This window comes from Pseudoalteromonas sp. SR45-1 (assembly GCF_014163655.1).
In the GTDB taxonomy this organism is placed as follows: domain Bacteria; phylum Pseudomonadota; class Gammaproteobacteria; order Enterobacterales; family Alteromonadaceae; genus Pseudoalteromonas; species Pseudoalteromonas distincta.
Genome location: NZ_JACJDR010000011.1, coordinates 136452 through 162857 on the forward strand (window position 1 = coordinate 136452; position 26406 = coordinate 162857).

General features: G+C 38.8%; 23 protein-coding genes. 8 read left to right on the forward strand and 15 right to left on the reverse strand.

Translation table 11 applies throughout. The annotated features are described in order from the left end of the window. Position 1 precedes the first annotated feature (1 nt). The 4 genes from H5089_RS12870 to H5089_RS12885 form a co-directional block, all read right to left on the reverse strand. Complete coding sequence (locus H5089_RS12870; protein ID WP_165742557.1) at positions 2-529, reverse strand: response regulator transcription factor; 528 nt, start codon at positions 527-529, stop codon at positions 2-4. Continuing rightward, positions 526-1767 carry a sensor histidine kinase gene (locus tag H5089_RS12875; protein ID WP_182712348.1) on the reverse strand — a complete coding sequence of 414 codons (1242 nt, stop codon included), beginning with the start codon at positions 1765-1767 and terminating at the stop codon, positions 526-528. The genes H5089_RS12870 and H5089_RS12875 overlap by 4 nt, the downstream gene beginning before the upstream one ends. 61 nt (positions 1768-1828) lie before the next feature. Beyond that, positions 1829-2233 carry a DUF4440 domain-containing protein gene (locus H5089_RS12880; protein WP_024595765.1) on the reverse strand — a complete coding sequence of 135 codons (405 nt, stop codon included), beginning with the start codon at positions 2231-2233 and terminating at the stop codon, positions 1829-1831. A gap of 8 nt (positions 2234-2241) precedes the next feature. Continuing rightward, positions 2242-3549, reverse strand: coding sequence for an amidohydrolase family protein (locus H5089_RS12885; RefSeq protein WP_182712349.1), 1308 nt, complete (start codon positions 3547-3549; stop codon positions 2242-2244). Positions 3550-3702: 153 nt separating this feature from the next. Between H5089_RS12885 and H5089_RS12890 the strand changes: the two genes are divergently transcribed. After that, complete coding sequence (locus H5089_RS12890; protein WP_182712350.1) at positions 3703-4782, forward strand: ketoacyl-ACP synthase III; 1080 nt, start codon at positions 3703-3705, stop codon at positions 4780-4782. Between the two features lie 70 nt (positions 4783-4852). Further along, on the forward strand, positions 4853-5239 hold the full coding sequence (locus H5089_RS12895) for a VOC family protein (protein ID WP_182681582.1): 387 nt from the start codon (positions 4853-4855) through the stop codon (positions 5237-5239). A 39-nt stretch (positions 5240-5278) separates the two neighbouring features. Here H5089_RS12895 and H5089_RS12900 read toward each other — a convergent pair whose 3' ends face one another. Both H5089_RS12900 and H5089_RS12905 read right to left on the reverse strand, forming a co-directional pair. Beyond that, positions 5279-6643 (reverse strand): M17 family metallopeptidase, encoded by a 1365-nt coding sequence (locus H5089_RS12900; RefSeq protein WP_182712351.1) that lies wholly within the window; start codon positions 6641-6643, stop codon positions 5279-5281. Positions 6644-6730: 87 nt separating this feature from the next. Beyond that, complete coding sequence (locus H5089_RS12905; RefSeq protein WP_002959004.1) at positions 6731-7153, reverse strand: hypothetical protein; 423 nt, start codon at positions 7151-7153, stop codon at positions 6731-6733. A gap of 103 nt (positions 7154-7256) precedes the next feature. On the opposite strand from H5089_RS12905, the gene H5089_RS12910 reads away from it, so the two are divergent. From H5089_RS12910 to H5089_RS12920, 3 genes are all read left to right on the forward strand, one after another. Continuing rightward, positions 7257-7430, forward strand: coding sequence for an oxidoreductase-like domain-containing protein (locus H5089_RS12910; RefSeq protein WP_182712352.1), 174 nt, complete (start codon positions 7257-7259; stop codon positions 7428-7430). Between the two features lie 317 nt (positions 7431-7747). After that, positions 7748-10330 (forward strand): TonB-dependent siderophore receptor, encoded by a 2583-nt coding sequence (locus tag H5089_RS12915; protein WP_024595720.1) that lies wholly within the window; start codon positions 7748-7750, stop codon positions 10328-10330. 249 nt (positions 10331-10579) lie between these two features. Beyond that, complete coding sequence (locus H5089_RS12920; RefSeq protein ID WP_182712353.1) at positions 10580-12013, forward strand: sulfotransferase; 1434 nt, start codon at positions 10580-10582, stop codon at positions 12011-12013. 267 nt (positions 12014-12280) lie between these two features. On the opposite strand, the gene H5089_RS12925 is transcribed toward H5089_RS12920, so the two are convergent. Next, complete coding sequence (locus H5089_RS12925) at positions 12281-13183, reverse strand: alpha/beta fold hydrolase (protein WP_182712354.1); 903 nt, start codon at positions 13181-13183, stop codon at positions 12281-12283. A 128-nt stretch (positions 13184-13311) separates the two neighbouring features. Here H5089_RS12925 and rlmF point away from each other — a divergent pair, with 128 nt between their 5' ends. Then, entirely contained in the window at positions 13312-14244 is a 933-nt protein-coding gene (rlmF, locus tag H5089_RS12930) for a 23S rRNA (adenine(1618)-N(6))-methyltransferase RlmF (protein WP_182712355.1), read from the forward strand. Between the two features lie 40 nt (positions 14245-14284). Further along, positions 14285-15289 (forward strand): low-specificity L-threonine aldolase, encoded by a 1005-nt coding sequence (ltaE, locus tag H5089_RS12935; RefSeq protein WP_154902929.1) that lies wholly within the window; start codon positions 14285-14287, stop codon positions 15287-15289. Here ltaE and H5089_RS12940 read toward each other — a convergent pair. From H5089_RS12940 to H5089_RS12975, 8 genes are all read right to left on the reverse strand, one after another. Further along, positions 15272-15856, reverse strand: coding sequence for a thymidine kinase (locus tag H5089_RS12940; RefSeq protein WP_154902930.1), 585 nt, complete (start codon positions 15854-15856; stop codon positions 15272-15274). The genes ltaE and H5089_RS12940 overlap by 18 nt on opposite strands. Before the next feature lie 93 nt (positions 15857-15949). Beyond that, complete coding sequence (locus H5089_RS12945; RefSeq protein WP_182712356.1) at positions 15950-16744, reverse strand: amino acid ABC transporter substrate-binding protein; 795 nt, start codon at positions 16742-16744, stop codon at positions 15950-15952. 72 nt (positions 16745-16816) lie between these two features. Further along, positions 16817-17287, reverse strand: a complete 471-nt coding sequence (locus H5089_RS12950) for a methylated-DNA--[protein]-cysteine S-methyltransferase (protein ID WP_182681574.1) — start codon at positions 17285-17287, stop codon at positions 16817-16819. Then, on the reverse strand, positions 17287-18639 hold the full coding sequence (locus H5089_RS12955) for a DNA-3-methyladenine glycosylase 2 family protein (RefSeq protein WP_182712357.1): 1353 nt from the start codon (positions 18637-18639) through the stop codon (positions 17287-17289). The genes H5089_RS12950 and H5089_RS12955 overlap by 1 nt, the downstream gene beginning before the upstream one ends. Positions 18640-18713: 74 nt before the next feature. Beyond that, positions 18714-19325: a superoxide dismutase gene (locus H5089_RS12960; protein WP_182712358.1), complete on the reverse strand. Its 612-nt coding sequence runs from the start codon at positions 19323-19325 to the stop codon at positions 18714-18716. A gap of 22 nt (positions 19326-19347) precedes the next feature. Beyond that, positions 19348-19854 carry a hypothetical protein gene (locus H5089_RS12965; RefSeq protein ID WP_182671093.1) on the reverse strand — a complete coding sequence of 169 codons (507 nt, stop codon included), beginning with the start codon at positions 19852-19854 and terminating at the stop codon, positions 19348-19350. Positions 19855-19933: 79 nt separating this feature from the next. Then, the gene (locus tag H5089_RS12970) at positions 19934-20416 is read right to left on the reverse strand and encodes a GNAT family N-acetyltransferase (protein ID WP_182712359.1); all 483 of its coding nucleotides are present in this window, start codon (positions 20414-20416) and stop codon (positions 19934-19936) included. Positions 20417-20428: 12 nt separating this feature from the next. After that, positions 20429-25192, reverse strand: coding sequence for a PAS domain-containing protein (locus H5089_RS12975; protein WP_182712360.1), 4764 nt, complete (start codon positions 25190-25192; stop codon positions 20429-20431). Positions 25193-25443: 251 nt separating this feature from the next. Here H5089_RS12975 and H5089_RS12980 point away from each other — a divergent pair, with 251 nt between their 5' ends. Next, positions 25444-26310, forward strand: a complete 867-nt coding sequence (locus H5089_RS12980) for a cation diffusion facilitator family transporter (RefSeq protein WP_182695204.1) — start codon at positions 25444-25446, stop codon at positions 26308-26310. The last annotated feature ends 96 nt before the right edge of the window (positions 26311-26406 follow it).

Here is a 26406-nt window from a genome sequence, read left to right on the forward strand (position 1 = left end):
ATTACTGCTGCACCGGTTTTTTTTGTAACTTGCGCTGCAAAGTACGCCTATGCATATTAAGTTGCCGCGCGGTAACCGACACATTGCCATTATTGCTGTGCAGTACTTGTTGAATATGCTCCCACTCTAAGCGCTCCGGCGACATAACCGCATCATCAATAACATTCGATGCCAATGCCACAGGCTCGGTGTTAAGCGCTTTTAATAATGTTGCCATATCAACCGGCTTAGTAAGGTAATCGTTTGCACCTAACCGCATTGCCTCTACTGCGGTTGCTATACTTGCAAACCCAGTTAGTAAAACAATATGAGTTTGGGGGAGCAAACTACGCAGCGGTTTTATGAGTGCAAGTCCGTTGTCGTCACCTAGTTTCATGTCTAATAAAACAAAGTCGGGCAATAGTTTACGCGCGGTAAGTAACGCATCACTTTGATTATGCGCCACCTCACAGGTAAAGCCCTGTTTAGTTAAACGCCTTGCCAGTGTGCTGGCTAAATTAATGTCGTCTTCAATTATAAGTAACTTCATGAGGCGTTATTCTCAATGTTTACAATAGCGAGTTTAACTTTGGCGACAGCGCCGCCATCTGCATGGTTAAACAAGGTAAGTGAGCCATTTAAACGCTCAAAAGTAACATTTGATAAAAGCACAGCAAGCCCCATTCCCTGATCGCTTGGCATAAGTTGCCCGCCAAGCTCTACTAATTGCGATGATGAAAAGCCACGGCCAAAATCACGAATTAACAAATAAACGCATTCGCTATGTAAGTTATCTTGCTGCCAACTCAGCTCTAATTGAGTTTTACCTTGTTTTTGATTAGCGAGCGAGGCGTTTTGCAATAAATTTAAAATAGCAGGCAATAACATCGCATCACTCAATAGCGTTGCCGCAATAGGTGGCGTAATCCATTTAATGTACTGATCAGGGTATTGCAGTAAAAGCGTATCTGTAATTTGCGTTTGCAGTTGCTTTACGGTGGTATGCTCTTGTGAATTTTTAAGGCGTAATTGCTCTGAGAGTTTTCTAAAGTCGTTAAGCTGCGTACTACACTGAGTAAGCGGCGCTTGCATGTGCTTAACAATTGGGTTGTTTGGTTGCTCTTCTAATAACTCTTCAAACAGTAACTGTAAGTTTGCAATTGGGGTCGCTAGTTGATGGGTGATTTGTGCAGCAGCCCCATCAAGGGTAACTAGCTGTTCATTACGCAATTGTTTTTCACGCACGTTTGCAATAATTCGCTCTCGCTCTTTAAGTGCCCTGCTCATTGCGCCAATAACAAGTGCAATTACGCTGGCACTTAAAACAAAATTAACCCACATGCCAATAAAATGACCACTCATATTCATTTGATGCATACTGTGATCGGGCATCTTTATAAGTAGCAAACTGTATGCGGCAATGGCTAATACCGCAATATAAGCTAATCCTTTTTCTCGCAGCGTAACAGCAGCTATCATTATCGGGAGCAATAACAGCGAAACAAATGCATTAGTTGCACCGCCGCTTAGCGATAGTAAAACCGTTAAAAATAATACGTCTGCAGTTAGCTGCATCAACATACCCAAAGGTTTAGCACGGCTTACATTTCGATAAGCAAATAGGCTAATAAGCTGAAACACAGCCTCAACGGCAATAACAATAAGTAAAGGCAGTAATGCAATTTGATGTTCTAGTAAAAAATAAACGCTAAGTACCGCAATTAATTGCACGGCAATAGCGCCGCTTCGCAGCATTAATAATCGACTAATGGTGGGGTCGGTACGCATTAACAACAGGTTATTGCCCAATCAAATGTTTAATAAGGTTATTTTAACGGTTATATGATTTTTAATCATCATCCATCGAAATTGAAAACGGCGCACAAGGCGTTCCTTGGTGAAACACCATTTTCCATTGTTCATTACTTTTACGCCAAAGCGACATACGCAATGAATAATTAAACTCAGCGCGAGCAGAGCGCCTAAAAGCAGCTTGGTAACTAAGTTGCACTACATCATCGCTCAGCATTCGGCCCTTAAAATGCTGATTATAAAACTGTGGCACAACCTCGGTAGGTAAGCGGGTAAGTACTTGGTATTTATTAAATGTAGTGCCATTGGCAGCAATTTCGATAAATTCATCATCGAGTAAAGCATCTAATGCGCGCTCAGATTGGCGAACTTCTGGGTCTAGTAACTGGCGCTCAGCGTCAATCAAATGATTAAACAACGACACTTTTATTTTGCTGCTCATAACCTTCCCTATTGTTTATAAACTTGCCCAGCTTTCATAACAAATTGCACGTTTTTAAGTACGTCGATATTTTTAAGCGGTGAGCCATTCACACTGATAATATCTGCTTGTTTACCAACACTCAAGTCGCCAATGAGTGCGCTTTGCCCCAGCAGTTTAGCTGCATGTATGGTTGCTGATTTAATAGCTTGGGCTTCGCTCATACCATTGTTTACCATTAAACTAAATTCGTTAGCATTAAGCCCATGACGCGACACCCCAGAGTCTGTTCCAAAAGCTATATTAACCTTGTTTTTCAATGCAAGTTTAAACGAAGCCTGCATTTTTGGAGTCACTTCACGCACTTTGTCGGCTATTGCCGGTGGCATATTTGGGTTTGTAAGCACCTCTTCACTTACCGTTGCCCCCGCTAAAAGCGTCGGTACTAAATAAGCCCCCGTTTTTTTAAATAACTTTATTGCCTCTTTATCTAAATAAGAGCCATGCTCAATAGAATCCACACCGGCTTTTAAGGCCGCTTTTATACCTTGTGTACCGTGTGCATGGGCTGTAACTTTACGTCCTAAGTGGTGAGCCGTATCAACAATTGCAATCAGCTCTGCATCTGTAAGTTGTTGGTTAACCCCAGCAGCGGTATTACTTAGTACTCCACCCGTGGCAGTAATTTTAATTACATCAGCGCCACTTTTAATTACCTCGCGTACTGCACGGCTACAATCATCCGCGCCATTACAAATACCAATCCCGCCTGTAACCGCATCTGTAATATCTTTTCGATAACCATGCATATCTGCGTGCCCACCAGTAGGCGATATTGTATCACCCGCTGCAAAAATGCGAGGGCCGTTAATATCATTTCGCTCAATAGCGCGTTTTAGCGGAAATATAACTTTGTGATCGCTACCTAAATCACGCACTGATGTAAAACCCGCATCGAGCGTACGTTGTAAATATTTAATTGAACGCAAAGCATAATCGGCATCATATTCTGTAGCCCAGCGATGAGGGTTTGCTTTAGCATCTCGTTCAAACGTAACGTGAACATGCATATCGATAAGACCAGGCATTACAAATTGATTTTTAAGATTGATAATATCGGCATCAGGTAGGTTAAGTTCTGCTTTTGTGAGGTAGCCGTTTTTAATGGCTGTTATTGTATTATCTGTGATGACTAACGTTTGCTCTGTTTTTACTTTTTGATCTTCGGATGCAAGTAAACTGCCCGCATAAATAATTTTATGCTGTTGAGCAAAAGCCCCATTTGTTATTAATGCCAGCGTTATTGAAGTGAATGTTGTTATTAGTGTTGTTTTCATACTTGCTCCTTTTTTATACTAGCATTACCTTAAATAATCTGTAATTGCGAATATTTACGATACAAAGCATGCTATAAACTAGTCTTGAAAGCCGTTTTTTGGTATAACTCCCCCATTAGTAACACATGTCAGACCACCTTAAGAGAACATACTATGCCTTACGCACATATCACTGGTTGGGGTAAATGCATTCCACCAGCAAGCATTAGCAACGATGAAATTAGTGAAATAGTTGATACCACCGACGAGTGGATAACCACGCGTACTGGCATTAAATCTCGCCGAGTGAGTCATGTAAGTACCGCTGAGCTGGCAACCGTTGCTGCTAAGCATGCTATTGCGTGCGCAGGCATTGATCCTAAAGATATTGATTTAGTGATATTAGCAACCTGTACACCTTCTACTGTTGTGGCAAATACCGCCTCACAAGTACAAAAAAATATTGGTGCAACAGGCGCTGCCGCAATGGATACAAACGCGGCATGTTCGGGCTTTTTATATGCGTTGCAAGCTGCTACAGCACAAATTCAAGCGGGTATGATTAAAAAAGCAGTCGTCATTGCCGCTGAGCGTATGACCTGGTACGTAAACTGGGCACGTCGCGACAGCGCTGTTTTATTTGGCGATGGCGCAGGTGCAGTAATACTTGAAGCTGCCGATACGCCAGCGGGTTTACTTGGTACCAAAACCGGTTGTGACAGTGAAGACCGCGATATTTTACACATCACCAACTTTGGTAGCGATTTAAATAAGTATGAGCCAATTGGTCCTTCTGATTTATTATTTGAAGGTCGTGAAATTTTTAAACGTGCTGTAAAAGGTATGAGTGAAGCCTGCGACGACGTACTGCAACAGGCCAACTTAAGCCTTGACGACATTAATGTACTCGTTCCACACCAAGCTAACTTACGTATTATTCAGGCTATTCAGCATCGCTTAAAAGTACCTGACGAAAAAGTAATGGTTAACATTGGTGACTATGGTAATACCTCTGCTGCGACTATTGCTATTGCGTTATGTGAAGCGGTTGAGCAAGGGTTAATTAAACCGCATTCAAACATTATGTCTGCAGCATTTGGTGCAGGCCTTACGTGGGCTGCAAGTTACATAAAATGGGGCGAACGTGTAACGCCTATTAGTGTAAGCGATGCTGCTTTACCACCATGTGATAAAACTGGTTTAGAGCTTGTAGCACCGGCCGTTAAAGCATGTAAAGAAGCCGAGCCTAGCTAACACAACATGTAGTAAGCCACATATAAAATGCACTTATTTAAGTGCGTTTTTGCTTTTTAAGGAATTAAATTTGAAACTTTTAGGTATTCATCACGCTGCTATAATTTGTAGTGACTATGCACGTTCTAAACACTTTTATAGCAATGTACTTAAACTTAACGTTATTAATGAGCACTTTAGAGCTGATCGTAATTCATATAAATTAGATTTAGCCATGCCCGATGGTAGCCAAATAGAGCTATTTTCGTTTGATGGTTCGCCCGAAAGACCCAGCTATCCCGAAGCACAAGGCTTAAGACATTTAGCTTTTAAGGTAGCGGATGTACAGATTGCAAAAACGTATTTAGAGTCGTGCGATGTAAACGTTGAGGATATTAGAGTGGATGAAATAACCGGCAAAAAGTTTACCTTTTTTGCCGATCCAGATAACTTGCCACTTGAGCTTTATGAGGTTTAAAGCTCATAAAGCTCAAGTTTTTACTATTGAATCAAAAACTTACTTATTAAAACGATTTTGTAGGTAATTAAACACCGCACGAATACCTAATGCTTCACCACCCGTTGGACGACCTGGTAATGCACGTAAGTTCCATGCCATTACATCAAAGTGTACCCACGGTGTTGTTGGTTCAACAAATTCTTTTAAGTAAAGCGCTGCGGTAATAGCACCACCAAACGGTGTGCTTGCGCAATTTGCCATATCGGCTACATCACTTTTTAGTAAGCTTTTGTATTGCTCAAACAACGGAAGTTGCCAAACAGGGTCATGTACACTTAAACCGGCGTCAATAATGCCATTTGCTACATCGCGCTCTGTTGAGAAAAAGCCCGGAAGCTCCGTGCCCAGTGCAACACGGCATGCACCCGTGAGAGTAGCAAAATCAATAATTAGCTCAGGATTATCGTTTTGCGCTTCGCTTAATGCATCACATAATACTAAGCGACCTTCAGCGTCGGTATTATCAATTTCGACCATAATACCTTTGCGCGTTTTAATAACATCGCCTGGGCGAAATGCATTGCGCGATACTGCATTTTCAACCGCTGGTACAAGTACACGTAATCTAATTGGTAAGTTAGCTGCCATAATAAGCTGCGCTAGTGCAATTACGTGCGCCGCGCCGCCCATATCTTTTTTCATGTTACGCATGCCAGAGCTTGGTTTTAAATCAAGTCCGCCTGAGTCAAAACATACGCCCTTACCGACTAGCGTAATTAATGGAGCATCTGTCGCGCCCCATTTTAAATCAAGTAAACGCGGTTTATTTTCGCTTGCACGACCCACCATATGAATAGTCGGGTAGTTTTGCTCTAGTAACTCATCGCCAACCCACTGTGAAAATTCGCCATTGTAAGTTGCAGCTAAATCTTCCATAACTTGCGATAAATGTTGCGGCATCATATCTACCGCTGGAGTATTAACTAAATCACGTGCAAGTGTAATGGCATCAGCTTGTTGGCTAATGCGTTCATATAACGCTTTATCGCTAATGGCTAATTGCGCCTTTGCCGTTGGCTTTTCTTTATATTCACTAAATTCGTAACCACCAAGTACAAACCCTAAAGCAACCTGCTCTACAAAAGCGCTGTCGCCTTGAATTTGATAAGTACCTGTAGGAAGTGTATTTGCTAAATTACCCGCAGCCCAAAAATCATCGCTGCTTTGCATTAGACAAAATACCTGGCTTAACTCGCCCGTTTTAGCATCAGGAATTAAAGCAATACCTTGCTTTTCAAAACCTGTATTAGTTAACCAATTTTGTATAAATGCAGGCTGCTGTGCTTGCCAGTCAGATAATTCGTTTTTAAGAATAAAAGATAAAGGAATACCAGAAGATGTATGACGTAGTAATGCACTCATTAAAAAGCTCATATAATATAAAAATGGTACTTAAGAGCATATCAATAAGCGCACCTAAAAGGTATCGCTAATTTGAAGGGATTTTAGCTACTTTTTTAAGCTATTTTTAGATTCTTGCTTTTGATTTTCTTGATCTATTTTAGCATCTAGTTCTTTAATAGATTTGTTCATATTAAACGAACTTGGCAGTACATCAACTCCTACCAAACTCCCTAATTTAACAACTAAAGGAATTGTAAGCGGAGCAAAAGGTAATACAGCAAATACACCGAGCCCTAACCCTTTTAAAATATCAACAAATTGCTCATTTGCGCGTTTTAACTCTTCTTTACTTGTGTGGCCTTGAGTGTAACGCCTATAAATAGAGAGCATTTCTTTAGTTTCTTGTTTTTCTTGGGCGAGTGCGATTTTAAGCGCCACCATAGCACGGCGAAAACGCAGCTGTTGGCGTTTTTTACTAATTTTAACTACCCGCCAAGGTGCACGGTGAATAACTTTATATAATCGCATAACTTTTATTTTCACACAGCAGCACAGGTTCACAAAGAATAATTTACTTTCAACACCCTTTAACTTACCCTTTGCACCAAATTAGTATTAAATACATACAACAATGCAGAATATAACAAATCAATTACCGCAAAAACCTGAAAAACCAAAATCGGATGAATGTTGCGGTGGTGGCAGTTGCTGTCCCTGCGTATGGGATGAATACAAAGAAAAATTAGCAGCTTGGCGGTACGCACAAAACATTGAAAACCCCACAAAAATAGATACAAATAAATAACATTTAAATGCAGTTAGCGCATTAATATTCCCCTCAATAGCCTTATTTGCACTTATTTAGTTCATTTTAGTTTTACTTTGCACCACTGTTGCATTTTTTCTTAAATTGAATCTTTTTGTTATCAAACGGTTAATTAGTAATTGCCCTTCCTGTTTTTTATCTATAGTCTGTAGATAGGACTTCACAAAAAGTAAGCTTAATTGATTAGGCTTTTGAGCTAAAACCTCAAACTTATGTGAAACAAAAAATTAAGTTAAAAACAAATGATGTGAAATTCACATCAAAAATAAGAATTATTCTAACTGGGGAAAATTAGAATGAAATTAAAAAGTAATGCGCTAAACCAAGCAATCAAATTTGCTTTAGCTACAACCACTGCAGGGTTATTTATTTCTGGATCTGCTATTGCGGCAGACGAGCAGGAACAAACTAAAGTAAATAAAAACGTTGAGAAAATTGCCGTAGTAGGTACGCGTTCAGCTCCTCGTTCAATAGGTGACTCACCGGTTCCAATCGACATTATTGGCGGCGAAGAGCTTGAAAAGTCAGGTAACACTGACATGCTTGAACTTTTAAAAGGTGCAGTACCATCGTTTAACGTACACCAAAACCCTATCAGTGATGCGGCTTCTCTTGTTCGTCCAGCTAACTTACGTGGTTTACCGTCAGACAGCACATTGGTTCTTTTAAACGGCAAACGTCGTCACCGTGCTTCTGTAATCGCATTTTTAGGCGGTGGTATTAACGATGGCGCGCAAGGCGCAGATATTTCAGTTATTCCAAGCATTGCGATTAAACAAGTAGAAGTACTTCGCGATGGCGCGGCTGCGCAGTATGGTTCTGATGCAATCGCCGGTGTAATGAATTTCCAACTAAAAGACGCTTCAGAAGGTGGTAAATTAGAAATCCGCCATGGTCAATTTTATGAAGGTGATGGCGATACAACACAAGTGTCGGGTAACGTAGGTTTACCGTTTACCGACAATGGTTTTGCTAATTTAAGCTTTCAATATAAAACAGCTGATGCAACAAGTCGTTCAGTTCAACGTGCCGATGCCGCAGCACTTTCAGCTGCAGGTGTGCCTGATGTATCTTCTCTTGCACAAGTATGGGGTGCACCAGAAGTAGATGACGATATTACTATTTTTGGTAATGTGGGTTTAGAGCTAACAAACGACTCTGAATTTTACATGTTTGGTAACTACTCTGAACGTGATGTACGTGGCGGTTTTTATTACCGTAACCCGCAAACACGTTCTGGTGTTTACTCAAATGATGGTGGCGAAACATTACTTGTTGCCGACACAACACCTGATATGAGCGCTAACTGTCCAACTATTACAATAACAGACGGCAATGTACTAGATGATCCGGCTTACATAAATGGTGTAGCAAACAACCCAGATTGTTTTGCCTTTAATGAGATGCTTCCAGGTGGTTTTACACCTAACTTTGGCGGCAACATTACTGATACTTCTTTAACTATTGGTACTAAAGGTCGATTCACTGGTGGCTTCTTAAAAGATACTTACTATGACTTAAGCGGTACTGTTGGCTTAAATGAATCACGTTACTTTATTTACGACACGGTTAATGCCTCTTTAGGTGCAGATACACCACGAGACTTCAGCCCGGGTAAATACGAACAGCTAGAGAAAAACTTTAACTTTGATTTATCAAAAGGTATCGACTTTGGTTTAGCTTATGATGTAAACATTGCCGGTGGTTTTGAGTGGCATGAAGAAACATTTACTATCGTCTCTGGTGATGAAGCATCTTACACAGCAGGCCCTTTAACAGAACAAGGCTTTGGTATTGGCTCTAATGGTTTCCCTGGTTTTAAACCATCACAAGCGGGTGAATTTTCTCGCCGTAACTATGCAGCATATGTTGATGTTGAAGCACCGTTTACTGAAGACTTCTTAATGGGCGTAGCACTTCGATTTGAAGACTACGACAGCTTTGGCACTACCACTAACTACAAAGTAATGGCTCAATACCATTTAACTGAAGATTTAAATATTCGTGGTTCTGTAAGCAGTGGTTTCCGTGCACCAACGGTTGGTCAAGCTAACGTAAGTAATGTACAAACAAGTTTAGATGGCGGTGTATTACAAGATTCAGCGCTTCTTCCACCAACAAACCCAATTGCAGTGCAATTAGGTGGTACAGAGCTTGAGCCGGAAGAATCGCAAAGTTATACGCTTGGTGCTGTATACACAATTGGCGAATTATTTTTAACGCTTGATTACTACAACATCCAAGTAGATGACCGTATTAGCCAATCAGATAAAATCAACTTAAGCCAAGCAGACAAAGATACCCTTGCAGCAGCAGGAGTACCTAATGTACAAGGTCTTGCTCAAGTAAGCTTTTTTACAAACGACTTTGACACAACAACACAAGGTATCGATTTAGTTGCAAACTATACAGCTGAATTAATGGGCGGTAGCTCTACATTTAGCCTTGCATATAACTGGAATGATACTGAAGTAACTAAATTTAGTGAAATTACAGGTGCGTTTAAAGTTAAGCGTTTAGAAGAAGATTTACCTAATCATCGTGCAACGTTCACATTGTCTCAACAATGGGAATCAGTTTCTGCATTTGCTCGTGCAAACTACTACGGCGAATACCAAGGTGTTCACGTTGATTATGATGCAACAGCTAAAACAGCAGATGCTGCAGTCACTATTGATGCTGAAGTAACTTACTTCTTAAATGAATCAGTTAGCTTCTCTGTAGGTGCTCAAAACTTATTCGACCAAGATGCTGAAAAACTTGATTTTGCAGATGCAACGGGCATCCCTAATAACAACTGGGGTGGTCAGTTCTACGAAACATCTCCGTTTGGTATTAACGGTGGCTTTTACTACGCTAAAGCAACATATACTTTTTAAACTATTTTCATGAAGAACCAAAGGCGAAATGTTAAAGACATTTCGCCTTTTTAATTTTATAGTTAATAAAAATAATAATGAACAATACCAATTGCATTGAATAAGTGTTCTATTATAGCGCTCAGAAAATAGCGTAATAACAAGGCGAAAACTATGATATATAGTTGCTCTATATGAATAATTTTTAACGCAGTGAGTACGCTATTTAATGCGATAGAATGATTATTTTTTAATAAAATTGGTATAACTATGCTACTTGAAAAAGCCAACCAACTACTGCAACAAAATAAACTCAAAGAAGCCGAGTTCCATTTTAAAGCAATTTTAAATAGTAACCCTGAAAATGGTGAGGCTTTATTTGGCTTAGGCAGAATTGCCTTACGACTAGAACGTTACGACGCTGCTGTATACCTACTCCAAAAAGCCTGTGAGCGCTTGCCTCATATGCTTGAACCATTACATGCCCTTGCTGATGCTTTTAACGGTGTTCATTCGCCAAACGATGCGCTAACGGTGCTTGAATACGCAAAAAAATTAGCAAGTCATAATCCAGAACCTCATTATTACTTAGCACAGCACTATTTAACACATGGCGAGTTAGATAAAGCTCATACAACTTTTGCTCATGCACTCAGCATTGGTGTATACCCTGTAACAGCCTATATTTTATTTGAACTTGTACAATTAGGTCGTTTTGATAAAGAACATAATTATGTAAGTAATTTGCACCACTTATTAACTCAAACTAGTAATTTACGTTTAAAAATGGTGTGTTACTACGCATTAGCAAACAGTTACGATGCACTTGAGGATACCAAGCAAGCATTTAATTATTTTATATTGGCGAATAAATTACAAAAAAAATTAAGTGAATTTAACACTAGAGATTTAATCCCTTTTTACGATGAAATAATAAAATACAACACCGAGGAGTTTATAGCCTCTGCCGATAAAAAATTTACGGGTAATATCACGCCTGTATTTATTATTGGCATGCCTCGTAGTGGCTCTACCCTTGTGGAGCAAATATTGGCAAGCCATAGTCAGTTTTCGAGCCTAGGAGAGAGCACGAGTATTAGTAATAACGCAGTTGCTTTTATCGAACAAAAAACGGGAGTGACTTACCCGCAATGTTTAGCACATTTAACGCCGGATTTAATCAAAAAAGCCCGCGAGCTGTATATCACAACATTAAAAACAGCATCGCCCATCAGACCTTTTATAATAAATAAACTGCCGAGTAATTATCAGTCGCTCGGACTTATATATATTCTATTTCCAAATGCTAAATTTATAAATTTAAGTCGTGATTTTAATGCCACCGCATTTTCTATCTTCACTAATTACTTTGCTGAAAACGAGCCTTACTTTTGCTCACTACCTGAGTTTAAGCTTTATCATAAGTTGTATGAAAAATTGATGAGCCATTGGCACTCTTTTAAAGAGATGCCAATTTATGATGTCAGTTACGAAGATTTAGTGAGTAACCCAAAAGAGCAGCTAACGCAGTTACTTGGTTTTTTAAACTGTAGTTTTGAAGAGCGCTGCTTAGCATTTTATAAACAAAAAACACCGGTAACGACCTTGAGTAAACATGCTATTCGCCAACCTATTAATAACGCCGCAATCGCTAAGTGGGAGCGTTACAAAACACCTCTTCTAAAGTTACTTGATGAGAATTAATTAGGGCCTGTTTATCTTTCGAGGTTAAATTTGCAGTAGGCTGTTTGGTATTTAGGCAAGGCAGAGCTTATGTAGTGTGGTTGTTCCCCATAAATAGGCGATAACGCAGCATAAAGACCAAACATCCACTGCCCTTTGGGTTCTCTCTAGGGACGATTAACTCTTTGTTGCTCGGTTTTTACTTAGCCCACTAGGTTACAAACTTCGCGCCGTGATTAAATCTTCCTTGGATTGAACAAATTTTAATCCTGAAAGGTCAACAGGCCCTTACGGATGTGCTTTAAACCAATTAAGTAAATCTTTAAATTGATCATCACGCGCACTTGGGTGGGTAAGCATATTAATATGATCGTAATCAAAATTATGCCCGTGTTTACGACCGTAAATTTGCATTTGTTGAATGCCTAGCCCCGATTCGTCCATAAATTTTTGAATATCGATTGGTTGCGCTAATGCTTTATCTTTTACCGCAGCAATATGAAGCGTTGGCGGTAAATGCAGGTTGTTTAGCGCTTTTGCATAATCAAAATTATCATCAGAATCTATCCATGGCTTCTTTTTAGCCCATTGCATACTTTGATAATGCGACTTTTGAGTTTCGTTATCGCTGCCCCACTTATAACCTTTAGCATTTAAATAGCCATGTTTTTTAGCAAGTAAAGGCGCCATAAAATACCAAATTAAATTGGCTTGTAATAATTTTTGAGGATGATTATTAAATAAAGAACGCTTAGAGCCAAAATACACACATGCTTTAACGTCGTTAATATATTCTGGAAAACGTGCAAACGCGCTGTTCATCAATACCCCGCCCCAAGAGTGAGCAACCCAGTAGTCTGGCTTTTTGCCTTCAATCAACTCTATTTGCTTAATAAAGGCAGGGATGTCTTCTAGGATAGACTCAGTTTGTCCATATTCGGACTCGCTCGAAATGATTGGCTTGCTATCACCTCGGCCACGTAAATCAGCCACATAACATCTATACCCATGCTCAGCTAAAAAAGGGGCAAGTCCTTTATTAGAGTGCGTGTAAAAAATCTTACCGTTTTCTATTGCTCCATGCATAAAAAATACGATAGGCCCTTGCTGATCTTCATCGCTAATACGGCGTAAATGAAGTGTTTGCTGATCAGCTACATTAATAATTATTGATTGCTGAGAAATTGCCACAGTTATTCCTTTTTATTATTTTCAACTCATCCTACCAGTAATATTAAATATACCAAAGGAAATGTCTGCACTTTACTCATCAGCATTTGTTACAATCACCACATCATATCTGTTGTTAAAATGAAGCCATGAAAGAAAATAAAGCACGTTCAAAATTACACCCTCGTAACCTACATAAAAATGGGTACGACTTCGATTTATTAACAACAGAGCATCCTGCTCTACTGCCCTTTGTTATAACCACACCTGCAGGGACTAAAAGCATTGATTTTAGTGACAACAAGGCTGTTAAAACACTCAATCAAGCTCTTTTAAAAGCACATTATAATATTGATTTTTGGGATATTCCCGAGCACAACTTATGCCCACCTATACCTGGGCGTGTTGACTACATTCACTACTTGGCCGACCTATTAAGTGATGATAATCAACAACAAATACCTTTAGGTAAGCAAATTAAAGTGCTTGATATTGGCACTGGCGCTAACTTAGTTTATCCGCTTACTGGTACAAGTGAATATAAATGGCATTTTACTGGGACTGATATTGATACAGCCTCGGTGAAAATAGCAAAGCAAATAGCCCAGTTTAATGGCTTAAAAATAACCCTAAAACAACAAAAAAACGCATCACATATTTTTGAAGGCGTTATAAATCAAAAAGATCTATACCATTTAACGCTCTGTAACCCTCCGTTTCATGCAAGTGAAGAAGAGGCAAGTAAAGGCAGTGAACGTAAATGGAAAAACTTAGGAAAAACACCCAGTAGCACGCTTAATTTTGGTGGTGATAATAATGAATTGTGGTGCGAAGGCGGTGAAGTACAGTTTATCTCTAATATGATTAAAGAAAGCGAAGACTTTGCAGAGCAAGTACTGTGGTTTACGTCGTTAGTCTCTAAAAAAGATAATATTGCAGCCCTTGAAGAAGTATTAAAAGCTCACCCAATAGCACAGTATAAAATTGTTGATATGGCACAAGGTCAAAAAATTAGCCGCTTTATTGCTTGGACCTACTTTGATAAAGACACTCGTGAGCAAATTTGTAGCGAGCTTGATTAATACCAATTTTATTAAAAATAATAAAAAGGATAAGGCAATCATGATAGATTTTCGCTCTGATACAGTTACAAAACCAACAAAAGAAATGCGCGATATTATGTACAACGCACCGGTTGGTGACGATGTATATGGTGATGATGAAAGCGTTAACCAACTAGAAGCCTATGCGTGTAAGCGTTTTAATTTTGAAGCCGCACTTTATTGTAGCTCAGGCACACAAGCCAACTTACTTGCGTTAATGGCGCACTGTGAGCGAGGTGACGAATACATTTGTGGCCAAAATGCTCACAATTATAAGTTTGAAGGTGGTGGCGCAGCTGTTTTAGGGTCTGTGCAACCACAGCCTATTGAAAACGATGCTGATGGCAGTATACCTTTTAGTAAAATAGCGACGGCTATAAAACCAGACGATTGCCATTTTGCAAAAACGCGATTGCTCAGCTTAGAAAATACCATTGGCGGAAAAGTACTCCCGATTGAGTACTTAGCCCAAGCACGTGACTTTGTTAATACGCATAGTTTAGCGCTGCACTTAGACGGCGCACGTGCTTTTAATGCCGCTGTTGAGCTAAAAGTTGATATCACTGAAATTACAAAGCACTTTGACTCAGTTTCTATTTGTTTATCTAAAGGTTTGGGGGCGCCCGTAGGCTCTTTATTATTAGGCTCACCAGCACTTATTAATAAAGCAAGACGATGGAGAAAAGTACTTGGTGGCGGTATGCGCCAAGCCGGAATGCTTGCAGCTGCCGGGCAATTTGCACTTGAGCACAATGTAGAGCGCTTAAAAGACGATCATGAAAATGCACGTTATTTGGCTCAACAATTAAGTGAAATCAGTGGCTTTACTGTCGATATGACTAACACCACTAATATGGTTTACGCAACATACAGTAGCAGTATAAATATTAAAGATATTGCTGAAGCGCTTAAACAACAAGGCATATTATTTAGCCCAAGCAAGCAGCTTAGGCTAGTTACGCATTTAGATATAACCCGCGAAGATATTGATACATTTTTAAATGCTTTATCGGCCCATATTTAACGCGGCTTTATAATGTTTGCGGCATACCGAAACATATCGGTCATTGCCGCCAATTTCTACTTGGTTACCATCGGCTATTGCTTCGCCATTTTCATCAGTACGCAGTACATGGTTTGCTTTACGTCCACAGTGGCAAACAGTTTTAAGCTCAACTAACTTATCAGCCCACGCAAGCAAATATTGCGACCCTATAAATAGCTCGCCTCTAAAGTCGTTACGCAGGCCATAACACAATACAGGTATACCGAGTTCATCAACCACATCGGTTAATTGCATTACTTGTTCTTTTGATAAAAATTGGCACTCGTCAACTAACACACAATGGCGTTTTTTATCATTGTTGAGTGATTGAATAAGATCAAAAACATCTTTGCTAGCATCAAATACATGCGCATCTGCTTGCAAGCCAATACGAGACGATACTTTACCCACGCCTTGTCTATCATCAATGGCAGCAGTCAGGATCACAGGTTCCATGCCACGTTCTTTATAATTAAATGCAGATTGTAATAACGTGGTTGATTTACCTGCATTCATTGCAGAGTAGTAAAAGTATAATTGAGCCATTGTGGTGCCATTTTATAAAAAGTGCGCTTATGCTACCTTAATATTAAATTAATACCAATTTACAAACGCGAATTTTATTTTGTCAGGGCCTGTTTATTTAAGTGTTTGTAAGTATTTAATATACACAGGTGCACTTTCAAATTTTGATAACCACTGCCACATTTGCAAGCTTAGAGCATTATTTACTTCATAGAATTTTTTTGAAAATACAAGGTAACCATGGCTGGTTTCGTAAGGGGGATAAATAGGTTTAACATTATTACCCTCATACGGATAACTCGACACTTTTAAGCCATCTACTTGGCATAGATCAACGCTCGCCTGCACTACCCCCTTATCTAGCAACTCAAAAGCTTTGCTTTTAGAAAACGTATTATGAATAAAAAATGGTTCTTCTTTTAACGCGCTATTTAGCCCATAACCATTAGGAATAGCTATCGTAAATGCTTTATTTTGAAATACTTCACGAGTCTCCCATTCCTTATGAAATTTATAACGCCCTATAAGGCAGCTGCCAAATTCACTTACTGCGTAGTCATCTTGTAACTTACCTTGCTCATCAACAGGGTAAACAGCAACGTTTTCTCGCCCTTTGCGGTAACTTGCAATAACAGCATTAACTCGATTAAATTCTAAATCGTTTAAGCATCTACGCCATGGCTTTCTAACAAATGATATTGCTACATTGGGCAATGCTAAATCAAGTTGTTGAAGTATTTCGATTGATGCACCAGGTTTATCTGTTGGTATATTTTGGCCATCACCTAAAAACATGGGTGCTATATTTTTGTCTTCGTAACAAAACACGAGACTTTGCGGCTTGCTAAACGCAGTAGCGCTAAACATTAAACTGGCAATAAAAAAGTAAACTAAGCTATTAATACGCATAATAATTTTTATTAGTTGATTATTTAAATTATAGGTTGAGTTAAGCAGACTGGCTATATTTTATCAATTAATTTACATTAATCCTTCGTGTTTCAGCAACCATAGTTTTCTATCAAGTCCACCTGCATAACCCGTTAACTTTGCATTTGCGCCAATAATGCGGTGGCACGGTACAATAATACTAATCGGATTTTTACCATTAGCAGCGCCTACTGCCCTCACTGCTTTTGGGTTATTGAGTTGGTTAGCAATATAGCCGTATGTTTGCGATTGTCCAAAAGGCACCGTTAATAGTGCTTGCCATACACTTTGCTGAAATACTGTACCGGTTGTATCAAGTGGTACATCAAACATAGTGCGTTTTTTTGCAAAGTACTCATTTAACTGCGCAGCGCAAATAAGCACCGCCTTGTTAGTAACTTGCTCAAACGGCGTATAAGAGTATTCAACTGGTGGATAAAAACCAACGTAACTCACACCTTTATCAGTCGCTTGAATAATTATGTCGTCTATAGGGCTCGAAATTGATGTTTGAATGATCATTATAATTGCTGCCAAAGTTGAAACGTTAAGTAAGAGCGAAAAGGAGCGCAATTAGCAGGCTCAAAAGGGTTTGCCGCCGCTTGAGCTTTTTTAACACCTAAGTCGCCATCAAGTAATATATCGGGTTGGCTTTGTCCTCGCAGCTTTGCATAATTTACTGTCCAAGGACCAATTCCCTTTAAGCTAAGCCATTCGTCTAAATCGTCATTTTCAGGATTTAGTGCACAAAATTGGGCTAAGTTGTGTAGCGCATTTTTGCGTGCTTGTGGCATTTTAAAAAATGCAAAATCACTATTAGCAACAATTTTAGCCGTAGGAAAATAAACGGCATCGCCCTCTTTTTCGCCTAATTCATCAACTAACTTTGTTACTAAATTATGCGCTGCAGTAACACTCACTTGTTGCCCAAGTACCGCTCTTATACCGGCTTCAAAACTTGACCAAATCCCCGGAAGTCTGAGCCCTTCGCACACTGTAAACGCATTGTTTATATTGGCGCTTAAATGCGTTTCAATTAAATTAATATCGGCATCTAAATCAAGCACACGGCGTATATTATTTATAACTGTTTGTAAGTACGCCGTATTGTCTATATTGATAGACACACTAAAGTGGTTTTTACTCGCTATAAATTCAGCGGTAAAGCTTCCTTTATATTTCTCAGTTGCAAAAGTACGCCCGTAGCTCGTTTGTGTTATCCACTCCATTGGTTTTATCAAGCGCCTTTGTAAAAAGCCCTGCAAAGCAGGCCAATTATAAGGCGGCCTAAATGGCAGGGTTAAAGTGAGTGTTGACGTTGGTTTTTTATCGCCACTGCGCAGCTTCGAGGGAGCTATATTTAACTGCTGTAAAAATGCATCATTAAAACGCCTAATGCTTTTAAAGCCTGCGGCAAACGCTATTTCGGTAAGGGGTAAATGTGTTTCTTGAATCAGTTTTTTAGCAAAGTGGCATTGGTTAAATAATCGATATTGCGTAATCGACACGCCAAAATACTGCTTAAACAACTGCCTTAAATAACGACTACTTACGCCTAAACGAGCTGCTAATTTTTCGCAGTCGTGTTCATCATTTTGATCTATTAACTGTTTTGCTCTAAGTGCAGTCGTTTTTGTACCCTGCCATGCTGCGCTGCCAGGGGCACTATCGGGCCTGCAACGAATACAGGGTCTAAAACCATCTTGCGCCGCGTTATGGGCAAACTGATAATAAGCAACGTTTTTTTCGTGAGCCGTTGGTGCAGGGCAAATTGGTCTGCAATAAATACCGGTACTTCTTACCGCTACGTAAAAAAGCCCGTCAAAACGAGGATCGCGACTCTGACGTGCTTTTTGCCAATGTGAAGTGTCCATAAACGGCTCTATAAATTAACCTAATAGAGCCTAGCTTATACAAAAAAACTCACATTACTAGCCATATTCGGCACTCAACTTACTGCGGCTAGGTAGCGTTTTTCAACTTCAGTCCAATTAATTACATTATAAAAAGCAGCAATATAGTCAGGACGCTTATTTTGATACTTCAAATAATAGGCATGCTCCCATACATCAAGTCCCAAAATAGGGGTATTTCCCTGCATTAAAGGGCAATCTTGATTAGCACTATTTTCTACAATCAACTTTTTATCTGGGGTCACACATAGCCACGCCCAACCACTGCCAAATTGACTAATTGCAGCAGCAGTAAATTGGTCTTTAAACTTATCAAAACTGCCAAACTGTTCATTTATTGCCTGAGCTACACTACCTTCAGGTTCACCTCCTCCTTGAGGGCTCATTACTTGCCAAAATAAGCTGTGATTAAAATGCCCTCCTACATGCTCTTGTACTGCTTTTTGTAAATTACTAGGCAGGCTGTTTATTCCCTTAAGTAATTTTTCAGCATTTGCGGTTGCATAAACAGTATCTGCTAAAGCAGCATTGGCTTTATTGATATACGTTTGATGATGCAATGTGTGGTGAATATGCATTGTTTTACCATCAATATGAGGCTCAAGCGCATCGTACTCATAGTTAAGTGTAGGCAAAGTAAAAGCCATAAATACTCCTTTTTCTTTTAAATTAGTGCAGTTGATTGTTTGTAGTGCTCTCTGAGCATAAGCAAAAATTCACTTGCTCTATTAGCTCAGGTAAAAAATGATAGCGTCTTGCAAATAATACAAGTTCAGAGGACGTTTTAGTGTAATGATGCTTACTCACTTTTTGTATATCGTAATGAGTATGCTTAATTAGCGAACAGAGTGTTAAGTGTACTTCGCATAGCCATTTGCATGCATTTTCAGGCTGTTGCAAAGCTATATAGGTATCAGCTAAATTATGCGACGCAACAACAAGTGCAGGTATGCAATGCTCAATAGCATGGATGACATTGTTATTAATCTGAGCATATAAAAACTGCTGAAGAAGATGATCTGCAAGTGTTTTAGCTAATAAGTATTTATCGCGGGCTTCGAGAAGTGCACCTTGTTCAAATGCATAATTACCTTGCATTATATTCGACTGCCAAGGGCTTAATGCTTGATCAAGACAAAGTAAATCTGAGTGGGATTGTTTTTGATTTGAGATCATATAATCATCTGCACGTTTATTTATGGGCGTGTAGTTAACTTACACACCCACAAACCTAAATGCAAATGATTTTCATTAACTATTTAGCAAAGTCTAGTAATTCGTGCCCTGTTAAGCGATATATAATCCATTCGTTTTGCGGCTTTGCACCAATGCTATTGTAAAAATCGATAGCGGGTTTATTCCAATCAAGCACTACCCATTCAAAACGACCACAGTCATTACTAATCGCCTTATTAGCTAAGTGCTTCATAATGGCTTTACCTGCACCATTGCCACGGCTATCTGGGCTTACGTATAAATCTTCAAGGTATAGGCCATTTTTACCTAACCAGGTAGAGTAATTATAAAAATATACCGCAAAACCAATTGGCTCATCACCTTCTAAACAAATTATGCTGTGCGCAGTTGCACCTTCACTAAACAGAGTATCTAAAATTGCCTGCTCGTCTGTTTTTACTGCATCAGGTTCTTTTTCATATATGGCAAGTTCGGTAATAAAGTGCAAAATTGTTTTTGCGTCACTTGGTTTTGCATCACGTATTATAACGGGTTGGCTCATTGTATTTTTACCTTAAATATACTGCTCTAATTTATCTTTTAAAATATCTAATTGAATAGGTTTACTCAAGTAATCATCCATTCCAGCTGTTATACAACGCTCTTTATCTGAGTTCATTGCATTTGCGGTGATAGCGATTATTTTAATGTTTTTATGCTGTATGCCCGCCACGCCTTTACGAATAGCAGCGGTTGCAGCAAAACCATCCATAACTGGCATTTGGCAATCCATAAGTACGAGCTTAAAGTATCCTGAATCATGCGCTTCTAATATATCAATCGCTAATTGGCCATTCCCAGCAATAGTAACGTCACAATTGAGCTTTTTGAGCATTAATGTAGCCACTTGCCGATTAATTGGATTATCTTCTACAAGTAATATTTGGGTAGGTTCCTGCACCTTTTCTTTTTTAAGAGAGGAAATATAGCCTGAAGTAACAAGTGGGAGTGTCTCATCTGAATCATTACTTGTTATGACTGACAGTGCAGAAATTAAATCGGCAGTGGTTACAGGTTTGGGGAAATATGCCTGAAAGCCTGCATTAGAATAGCGCTGCGCACCTTCCATACCAGCAATACTGGTCATCATTACAAGTGGCATTGATTTATAATGTTCATGTGCTTTTAGTGCTTTACACAGCTCTATACCATCCATTCCTGGCATTTGCATATCAAGCACTGCAATGTCATACATGCAATTGTTACTTTTATACTGCTGCGCGCACATATCAAGAGCTTCGCGTGCGTCACATGCAAGCGCAACCTTAGCGCCCCAGTGCTCAAGCTGCTGTGAAATTACAATTCGATTTGTCTCGTTATCATCAACAACCAAAACGGTTAGCTCTTCCATATTAATATTAGGAATATAACGTTCTTTTTGATCTCCCGGAGTCAGCATTATAGTGGCAGTAAAAGTACTCCCTTTACCGGCTTCGCTAGTGAGAGAGATAGCCCCCCCCATTAGTTCACAAAGCTGCTTACAAATAGCCAGCCCTAAGCCACTGCCTCCATATTCACGCGTTGTTGATGCATCGACTTGAGAGAAAGGGGTAAATAATTGCTCTTGTTTTTCTAAACTTATTCCTATGCCTGAGTCCTTTATACTTACAACAAACTCTAAACCTTGAGCTACTTTATTAATTTTCGCGCTTACAACAACCTCGCCTTGACTCGTAAACTTAACGGCGTTGCTCAATAAATTAGTAATAACTTGGCGAATGCGCCCAGGATCGCCACATAACTGCGAAGGCTCTAGCGCTACCAGATCCAAAATAATTTCAATACCTTTGTCTTGAGCTGTAAATGCTTGTGCGGCAGCAACTTCACCAATTAAATCACGTCCATTAAAGTTAATTTCTTCAAGCTCGATTTTACCTGCTTCAGCTTTAGAGAAATCTAAAATATCATTAATTACACCCAATAAAGAATGTGCACTTTTTTTGGCTATATCTACTTTTGTTTCTATTGGTTTAGATAACGACTCTAATTGAACAAGCTCTAGCATGCCGAGTACGCCATTCATCGGCGTTCTAATTTCATGGCTCATGGTTGCTAAAAATTGGCTCTTAGCAATGGCTGCATCTTCAGCTTTCACGAGTGCTACTTTTAGCTCCTCACTAATTACTTTTCGTTTTTGAGAAACTAAAGTGCTTCCCACTAAAGTAGCTAATGAGCGAAGATACGTTTCTTCACTTTGCGTCCAGTTGTGATGCTCGCCTACTGTTTCAGCGCACAAAATACCTAAATTACCATCGCCTGTTGCAATTACAGCATCAAGCATCGATTTAATATTTAGTGGTGTTACATATGCTTCAATAAAATCAACAGTTGCTGAGTGAGTATAAACATCATCAATAGCCACTAAATTATGTTTATAAATAGCATTAAAATAAGCTGGGTAGTCTTTAGCAGTTAAAATAGCGTCGGTATCTACAAACCCTTGACCATTTATATATAAGCAATGACACGTCATCACATCTCGTTTTTCGTTAAAGATCCATATCGAAGCTCGTGTAACATTTAGCACTTCACACATAGATTTAACGGCTAGCTTTTTAACCTGTTCTACATCACTATTTTGCACCTCAGGTTTGACTGTAAGCGCGGCTAAATTTTTGTTATAACGATTTGCTTTTTCGCTCTCAAGTTCAAGTCGTTTATGTGCATCAATACTTTGAAATGAACCAAACACACGTACACATTTACCGTCTTTTAGCTCAGCTTGGCCCATCGATTTAACCCAACGCTCTTGCCCAGAATAGGTCAAAATAATAAGCTCTACACTCCAGCTTTCACCTAAAGTCACTGCGCACTCAAATAAGGTACTTATAGTATCTCGGTGTATGCCTGGTTTATAAAAGTTAATAGCGGTATCTATGCTCGGTTCAAAGTCCTCTGGTACTTCGTGAATAACTTTAACTTCATCAGACCAATAAAGTGTATGCGCATCTAAGTCCATCTCCCATGCGCCAATCTGCCCTTGCTTACTCATTGATTCAAGTAGGCTTTGCTGACGATTTATTTTTAACTGTGTATTGTAACGCTCTGTAATATCAAAAATAAATCCATCTAAATACAATATGCTGCCATCATCTGCGTAAATGGCTTGGCCTTTTTCATTTACCCAATGTAAGGAGCCATCGCGGGCTGTAATCCTATACTCAACAGACCATGACTGCTTAGCGCTAACACAACGTAGAATTTCATCTTTTATTTTTTTAGAATCGTCTTCGCATATCAAATCAAAAAAGCTGGGGGGTTCATCATGTATCAACTCATCAGGTGAATAACCTGTTATTCCACTCGCTTGCTCGCTCATATAAAGCATGCTTAATTTATTATCAAACTTACATCGATAAATAATGCCAGGGATATTTGATACCAAAGATGCAAACCTATCGCGGCTTCCTTGTAGCTCAAGCTCTGTAGATTTTCGTTCTGATATATCTAAATGCGTACCTATCATACGTTTTGGAGAGCCATCGGTATTCCACTCAACTACTTTTGCAGTATCGAGTACCCAAATCCAATGTCCATTTTTATGCTTCATGCGGGCTTCACTAACAAAATAGTCAGTCTCACCGGCAAAGTGCTCTTGAAGTTTTTTATTTGATATCACTAAGTCGTCTGGGTGAGCATATGTATACCAAGTATCTATAGTACAAGGCTCAATCTCACTGAGTTTGTAACCTATTATCTCGGCCCAGCGGTTATTAAACGTCACTTTATTCGTATCAATATACCAATCCCAAATACCCACGGCTGTTGAGTCTATCACTAACTGTAACTGTGTTTTGTGTTGCTCAAGCTCTAGCTCTTGTACTTTCAGGGCTGTAATGTCATTACGAATAGCAATATAGTTTTGCGGTTTTCCATTTTCATCTAAAAATGGTGCAATCGTCGTATCTACCCAATATATGCCACCATGCTTAGCTTTATTGCATATTTGCCCGTTCCATATATCACCACGTTTAAGCGTTTTATACATATTTTTAAAAAATGCTTTTTCGTGTTTTCCTGAATTTAAAAGGCGATGGTTTTGACCTATTAATTCGTGTTCATCGTAGCCACTAATCTCACAAAATTTCTTATTTACAAAAGTGATGGTGCCATGCAAATCAGTTACAGCAACAATAGCGTGTTCATCTAATGCACTTTTTTGCTCGGCTAATTGTTTTAATGCAATTTGAAGTGCAGAGCGTTGCTTTTGTAATATACTGTGTTGCTCTTCTTTTACGGCTACTAAATTACGTAAACCCAATGAAAGCTGGTTAAACTCAATACTGTCGTTTATTACAGGGACTTTTACCTTATCTCCTTTTGTAATACTTTCAACAATTTTAGCTAAGTTAATTAAAGGTCTAGAAAGTCGACGCCCAAACCACCACGATGACGTTAATATAAGCAGCAATGCCCCCGCATTTGTTAATAAAGCAAGCTGTTTATAAAAATTAGCACCTTGTAGTGCAACTTCTTTTGGTTTTGTTACAAGTAATTGCCATCCAGATTCATTTAAAAACTCTAGAGAATCAATATACCCGTATAAAGTTTCTTCATTTTTATTACTGTAAGAAAAAACACGTTGCGTTGGGGAGCCGTTTTGAGAGAAAAATAGTGGTTGAGAATCTTCTGAATTATTATTTTTTTGAATTTTATTATTATGCATAACATAAAATGTTATGTCTTTATTTGCAGCGTGTATTTTACTTAGATTATTTAATAAGCCGTTTAAATTTATATCTGCGAGCAATATGGCTTGTAGCTTATTTTCGGTATTTACTAACGGTAAGCCAATAATATGATACTCACGCCCTGAGACTGTCATTGACTGAAATTGGATTTTACCTGTATTTTTAATACCAGAGAGTATGTTATTAAAACGTTGATCTTTAATAATATTAAAAAAGGGTGATGAAGGTAGTGATTTAACGAGGTTTACATCAATAAGTTCTACATTATTAACAAAGTCGTACTGCTCAACAAATTGCGCTATTAATTGTTGTTTTTTAGTCGGGCTAATATCAAACTGCGCCCTAAGCAAATATAGATCCTTAACATGCTCTGCAAACCAAATATCAGCAAATTGCTTACCTATATTATTAAGCTCGTTTAGTTCAGCGTCTGCATTTTGCTTAAGCGTGCTATTTACATGTCCAAGGCTAAACCAAGTAAGTATACATAGTGGCCCTAAGGCTATAATTATAAAGGTTATAATTAACTTACTTCGAACAGACTGTCCTTTACCTGTTAATTCATCAAAGTTTAAACCTTTGTGCATGCTTAATATCCAGCAACTTATAATCATTTAATATTACTTACATTAATGCACTAAATATATAAAGACGCAAGTTTTGAGCGGTAAACTCCTTAAAAAATGGGTGTTTAGCGTTACAATATTAAATTCACACTTTTTAAAATATACGCCTTTATTACTAACTTATAATTAGATTTATTGACGCTACCACATCTGTAGCGGTTTTAAACCAGCCATGATATAAGCAATATTCAATTAATACATTTGAGGTCATTATGGCGCACGATCACTCACATAGTCATGTAGACGAAAACCAGAGCGATAAACAGCTAACCGTCGCTGTGGTTATTAATGTATTGCTAACCGTAGCCCAAGTTATTGGCGGGGTATTTTCGGGCAGTTTGTCACTTATAGCCGATGCACTTCATAATTTAAGTGATGCTGCCGCTATATTTATCGCGCTCGTTGCACGTAAAATTGGTAATAAACCTGCTGACACCACTCATCATTTTGGCTATAAACGCGCTGAAATACTTGCCACACTTTTTAATAGCAGTACATTGATATTAATTGGTGTGTATTTAATTTTTGAAGCCATTTCGAGCTATTTAAACCCTCAACCAATTAATGGTTGGATAGTTGTGTGGGTGGCAGCAATAGCATTGATTATTGATTTAGCAACCGCATATTTAACCTACCGAGCTGGCGCAAATCACAGTATAAATATAAAAGCGGCCTTTATTCATAACGTATCAGATGCAATGGCATCTATTGTTGTTATTATTGCGGGCACCTTAATTATTTTATACCAGTGGTATATCGTTGACTTAATTGCCACTGTGCTTATTTCTCTTTATGTAATTTATCATGGCATTTTACTATTAAAGCAAAGCTGCAAAATTTTAATGCAAGCAGCGCCTAGCAATATTGATATACACGCAATATCACATGCTATTAGTAATGAATTTAATATCGAATCGGTAGTTAGCATTAAGCTTTGGCAACTAGATGATAAAGAAAATTATTGTGAGCTTATTATTGGCACTCAGCACTTAATTAATTTGCCAGCAGTAAAAAGCTTTTTACACGACAATTTTAATATTGAAAATTGCATAATAGAAATCCGACCAATCGCAAATTAAAGCCCAATTTAATGCTCTTAATAACAAGCTAAACCAAATACATAACTATTTAATTGAAAACAGCTCGTATTATCATTTACAATATTGTCATTAACT

Bases quoted from the DNA above. Each gene is read 5' to 3' on its own strand.
- H5089_RS12870 (WP_165742557.1), bottom strand. From the start codon at position 529: ATGAAGTTACTTATAATTGAAGACGACATTAATTTAGCCAGCACACTG.
- H5089_RS12875 (WP_182712348.1), bottom strand. From the start codon at position 1,767: ATGCGTACCGACCCCACCATTAGTCGATTATTAATGCTGCGAAGCGGC.
- H5089_RS12880 (WP_024595765.1), bottom strand. From the start codon at position 2,233: ATGAGCAGCAAAATAAAAGTGTCGTTGTTTAATCATTTGATTGACGCT.
- H5089_RS12885 (WP_182712349.1), bottom strand. From the start codon at position 3,549: ATGAAAACAACACTAATAACAACATTCACTTCAATAACGCTGGCATTA.
- H5089_RS12890 (WP_182712350.1), top strand. From the start codon at position 3,703: ATGCCTTACGCACATATCACTGGTTGGGGTAAATGCATTCCACCAGCA.
- H5089_RS12900 (WP_182712351.1), bottom strand. From the start codon at position 6,643: ATGAGTGCATTACTACGTCATACATCTTCTGGTATTCCTTTATCTTTT.
- H5089_RS12905 (WP_002959004.1), bottom strand. From the start codon at position 7,153: ATGCGATTATATAAAGTTATTCACCGTGCACCTTGGCGGGTAGTTAAA.
- H5089_RS12910 (WP_182712352.1), top strand. From the start codon at position 7,257: ATGCAGAATATAACAAATCAATTACCGCAAAAACCTGAAAAACCAAAA.
- H5089_RS12915 (WP_024595720.1), top strand. From the start codon at position 7,748: ATGAAATTAAAAAGTAATGCGCTAAACCAAGCAATCAAATTTGCTTTA.
- H5089_RS12920 (WP_182712353.1), top strand. From the start codon at position 10,580: ATGCTACTTGAAAAAGCCAACCAACTACTGCAACAAAATAAACTCAAA.
- rlmF (WP_182712355.1), top strand. From the start codon at position 13,312: ATGAAAGAAAATAAAGCACGTTCAAAATTACACCCTCGTAACCTACAT.
- ltaE (WP_154902929.1), top strand. From the start codon at position 14,285: ATGATAGATTTTCGCTCTGATACAGTTACAAAACCAACAAAAGAAATG.
- H5089_RS12940 (WP_154902930.1), bottom strand. From the start codon at position 15,856: ATGGCTCAATTATACTTTTACTACTCTGCAATGAATGCAGGTAAATCA.
- H5089_RS12945 (WP_182712356.1), bottom strand. From the start codon at position 16,744: ATGCGTATTAATAGCTTAGTTTACTTTTTTATTGCCAGTTTAATGTTT.
- H5089_RS12950 (WP_182681574.1), bottom strand. From the start codon at position 17,287: ATGATCATTCAAACATCAATTTCGAGCCCTATAGACGACATAATTATT.
- H5089_RS12955 (WP_182712357.1), bottom strand. From the start codon at position 18,639: ATGGACACTTCACATTGGCAAAAAGCACGTCAGAGTCGCGATCCTCGT.
- H5089_RS12960 (WP_182712358.1), bottom strand. From the start codon at position 19,325: ATGGCTTTTACTTTGCCTACACTTAACTATGAGTACGATGCGCTTGAG.
- H5089_RS12965 (WP_182671093.1), bottom strand. From the start codon at position 19,854: ATGATCTCAAATCAAAAACAATCCCACTCAGATTTACTTTGTCTTGAT.
- H5089_RS12970 (WP_182712359.1), bottom strand. From the start codon at position 20,416: ATGAGCCAACCCGTTATAATACGTGATGCAAAACCAAGTGACGCAAAA.
- H5089_RS12975 (WP_182712360.1), bottom strand. From the start codon at position 25,192: ATGCACAAAGGTTTAAACTTTGATGAATTAACAGGTAAAGGACAGTCT.
- H5089_RS12980 (WP_182695204.1), top strand. From the start codon at position 25,444: ATGGCGCACGATCACTCACATAGTCATGTAGACGAAAACCAGAGCGAT.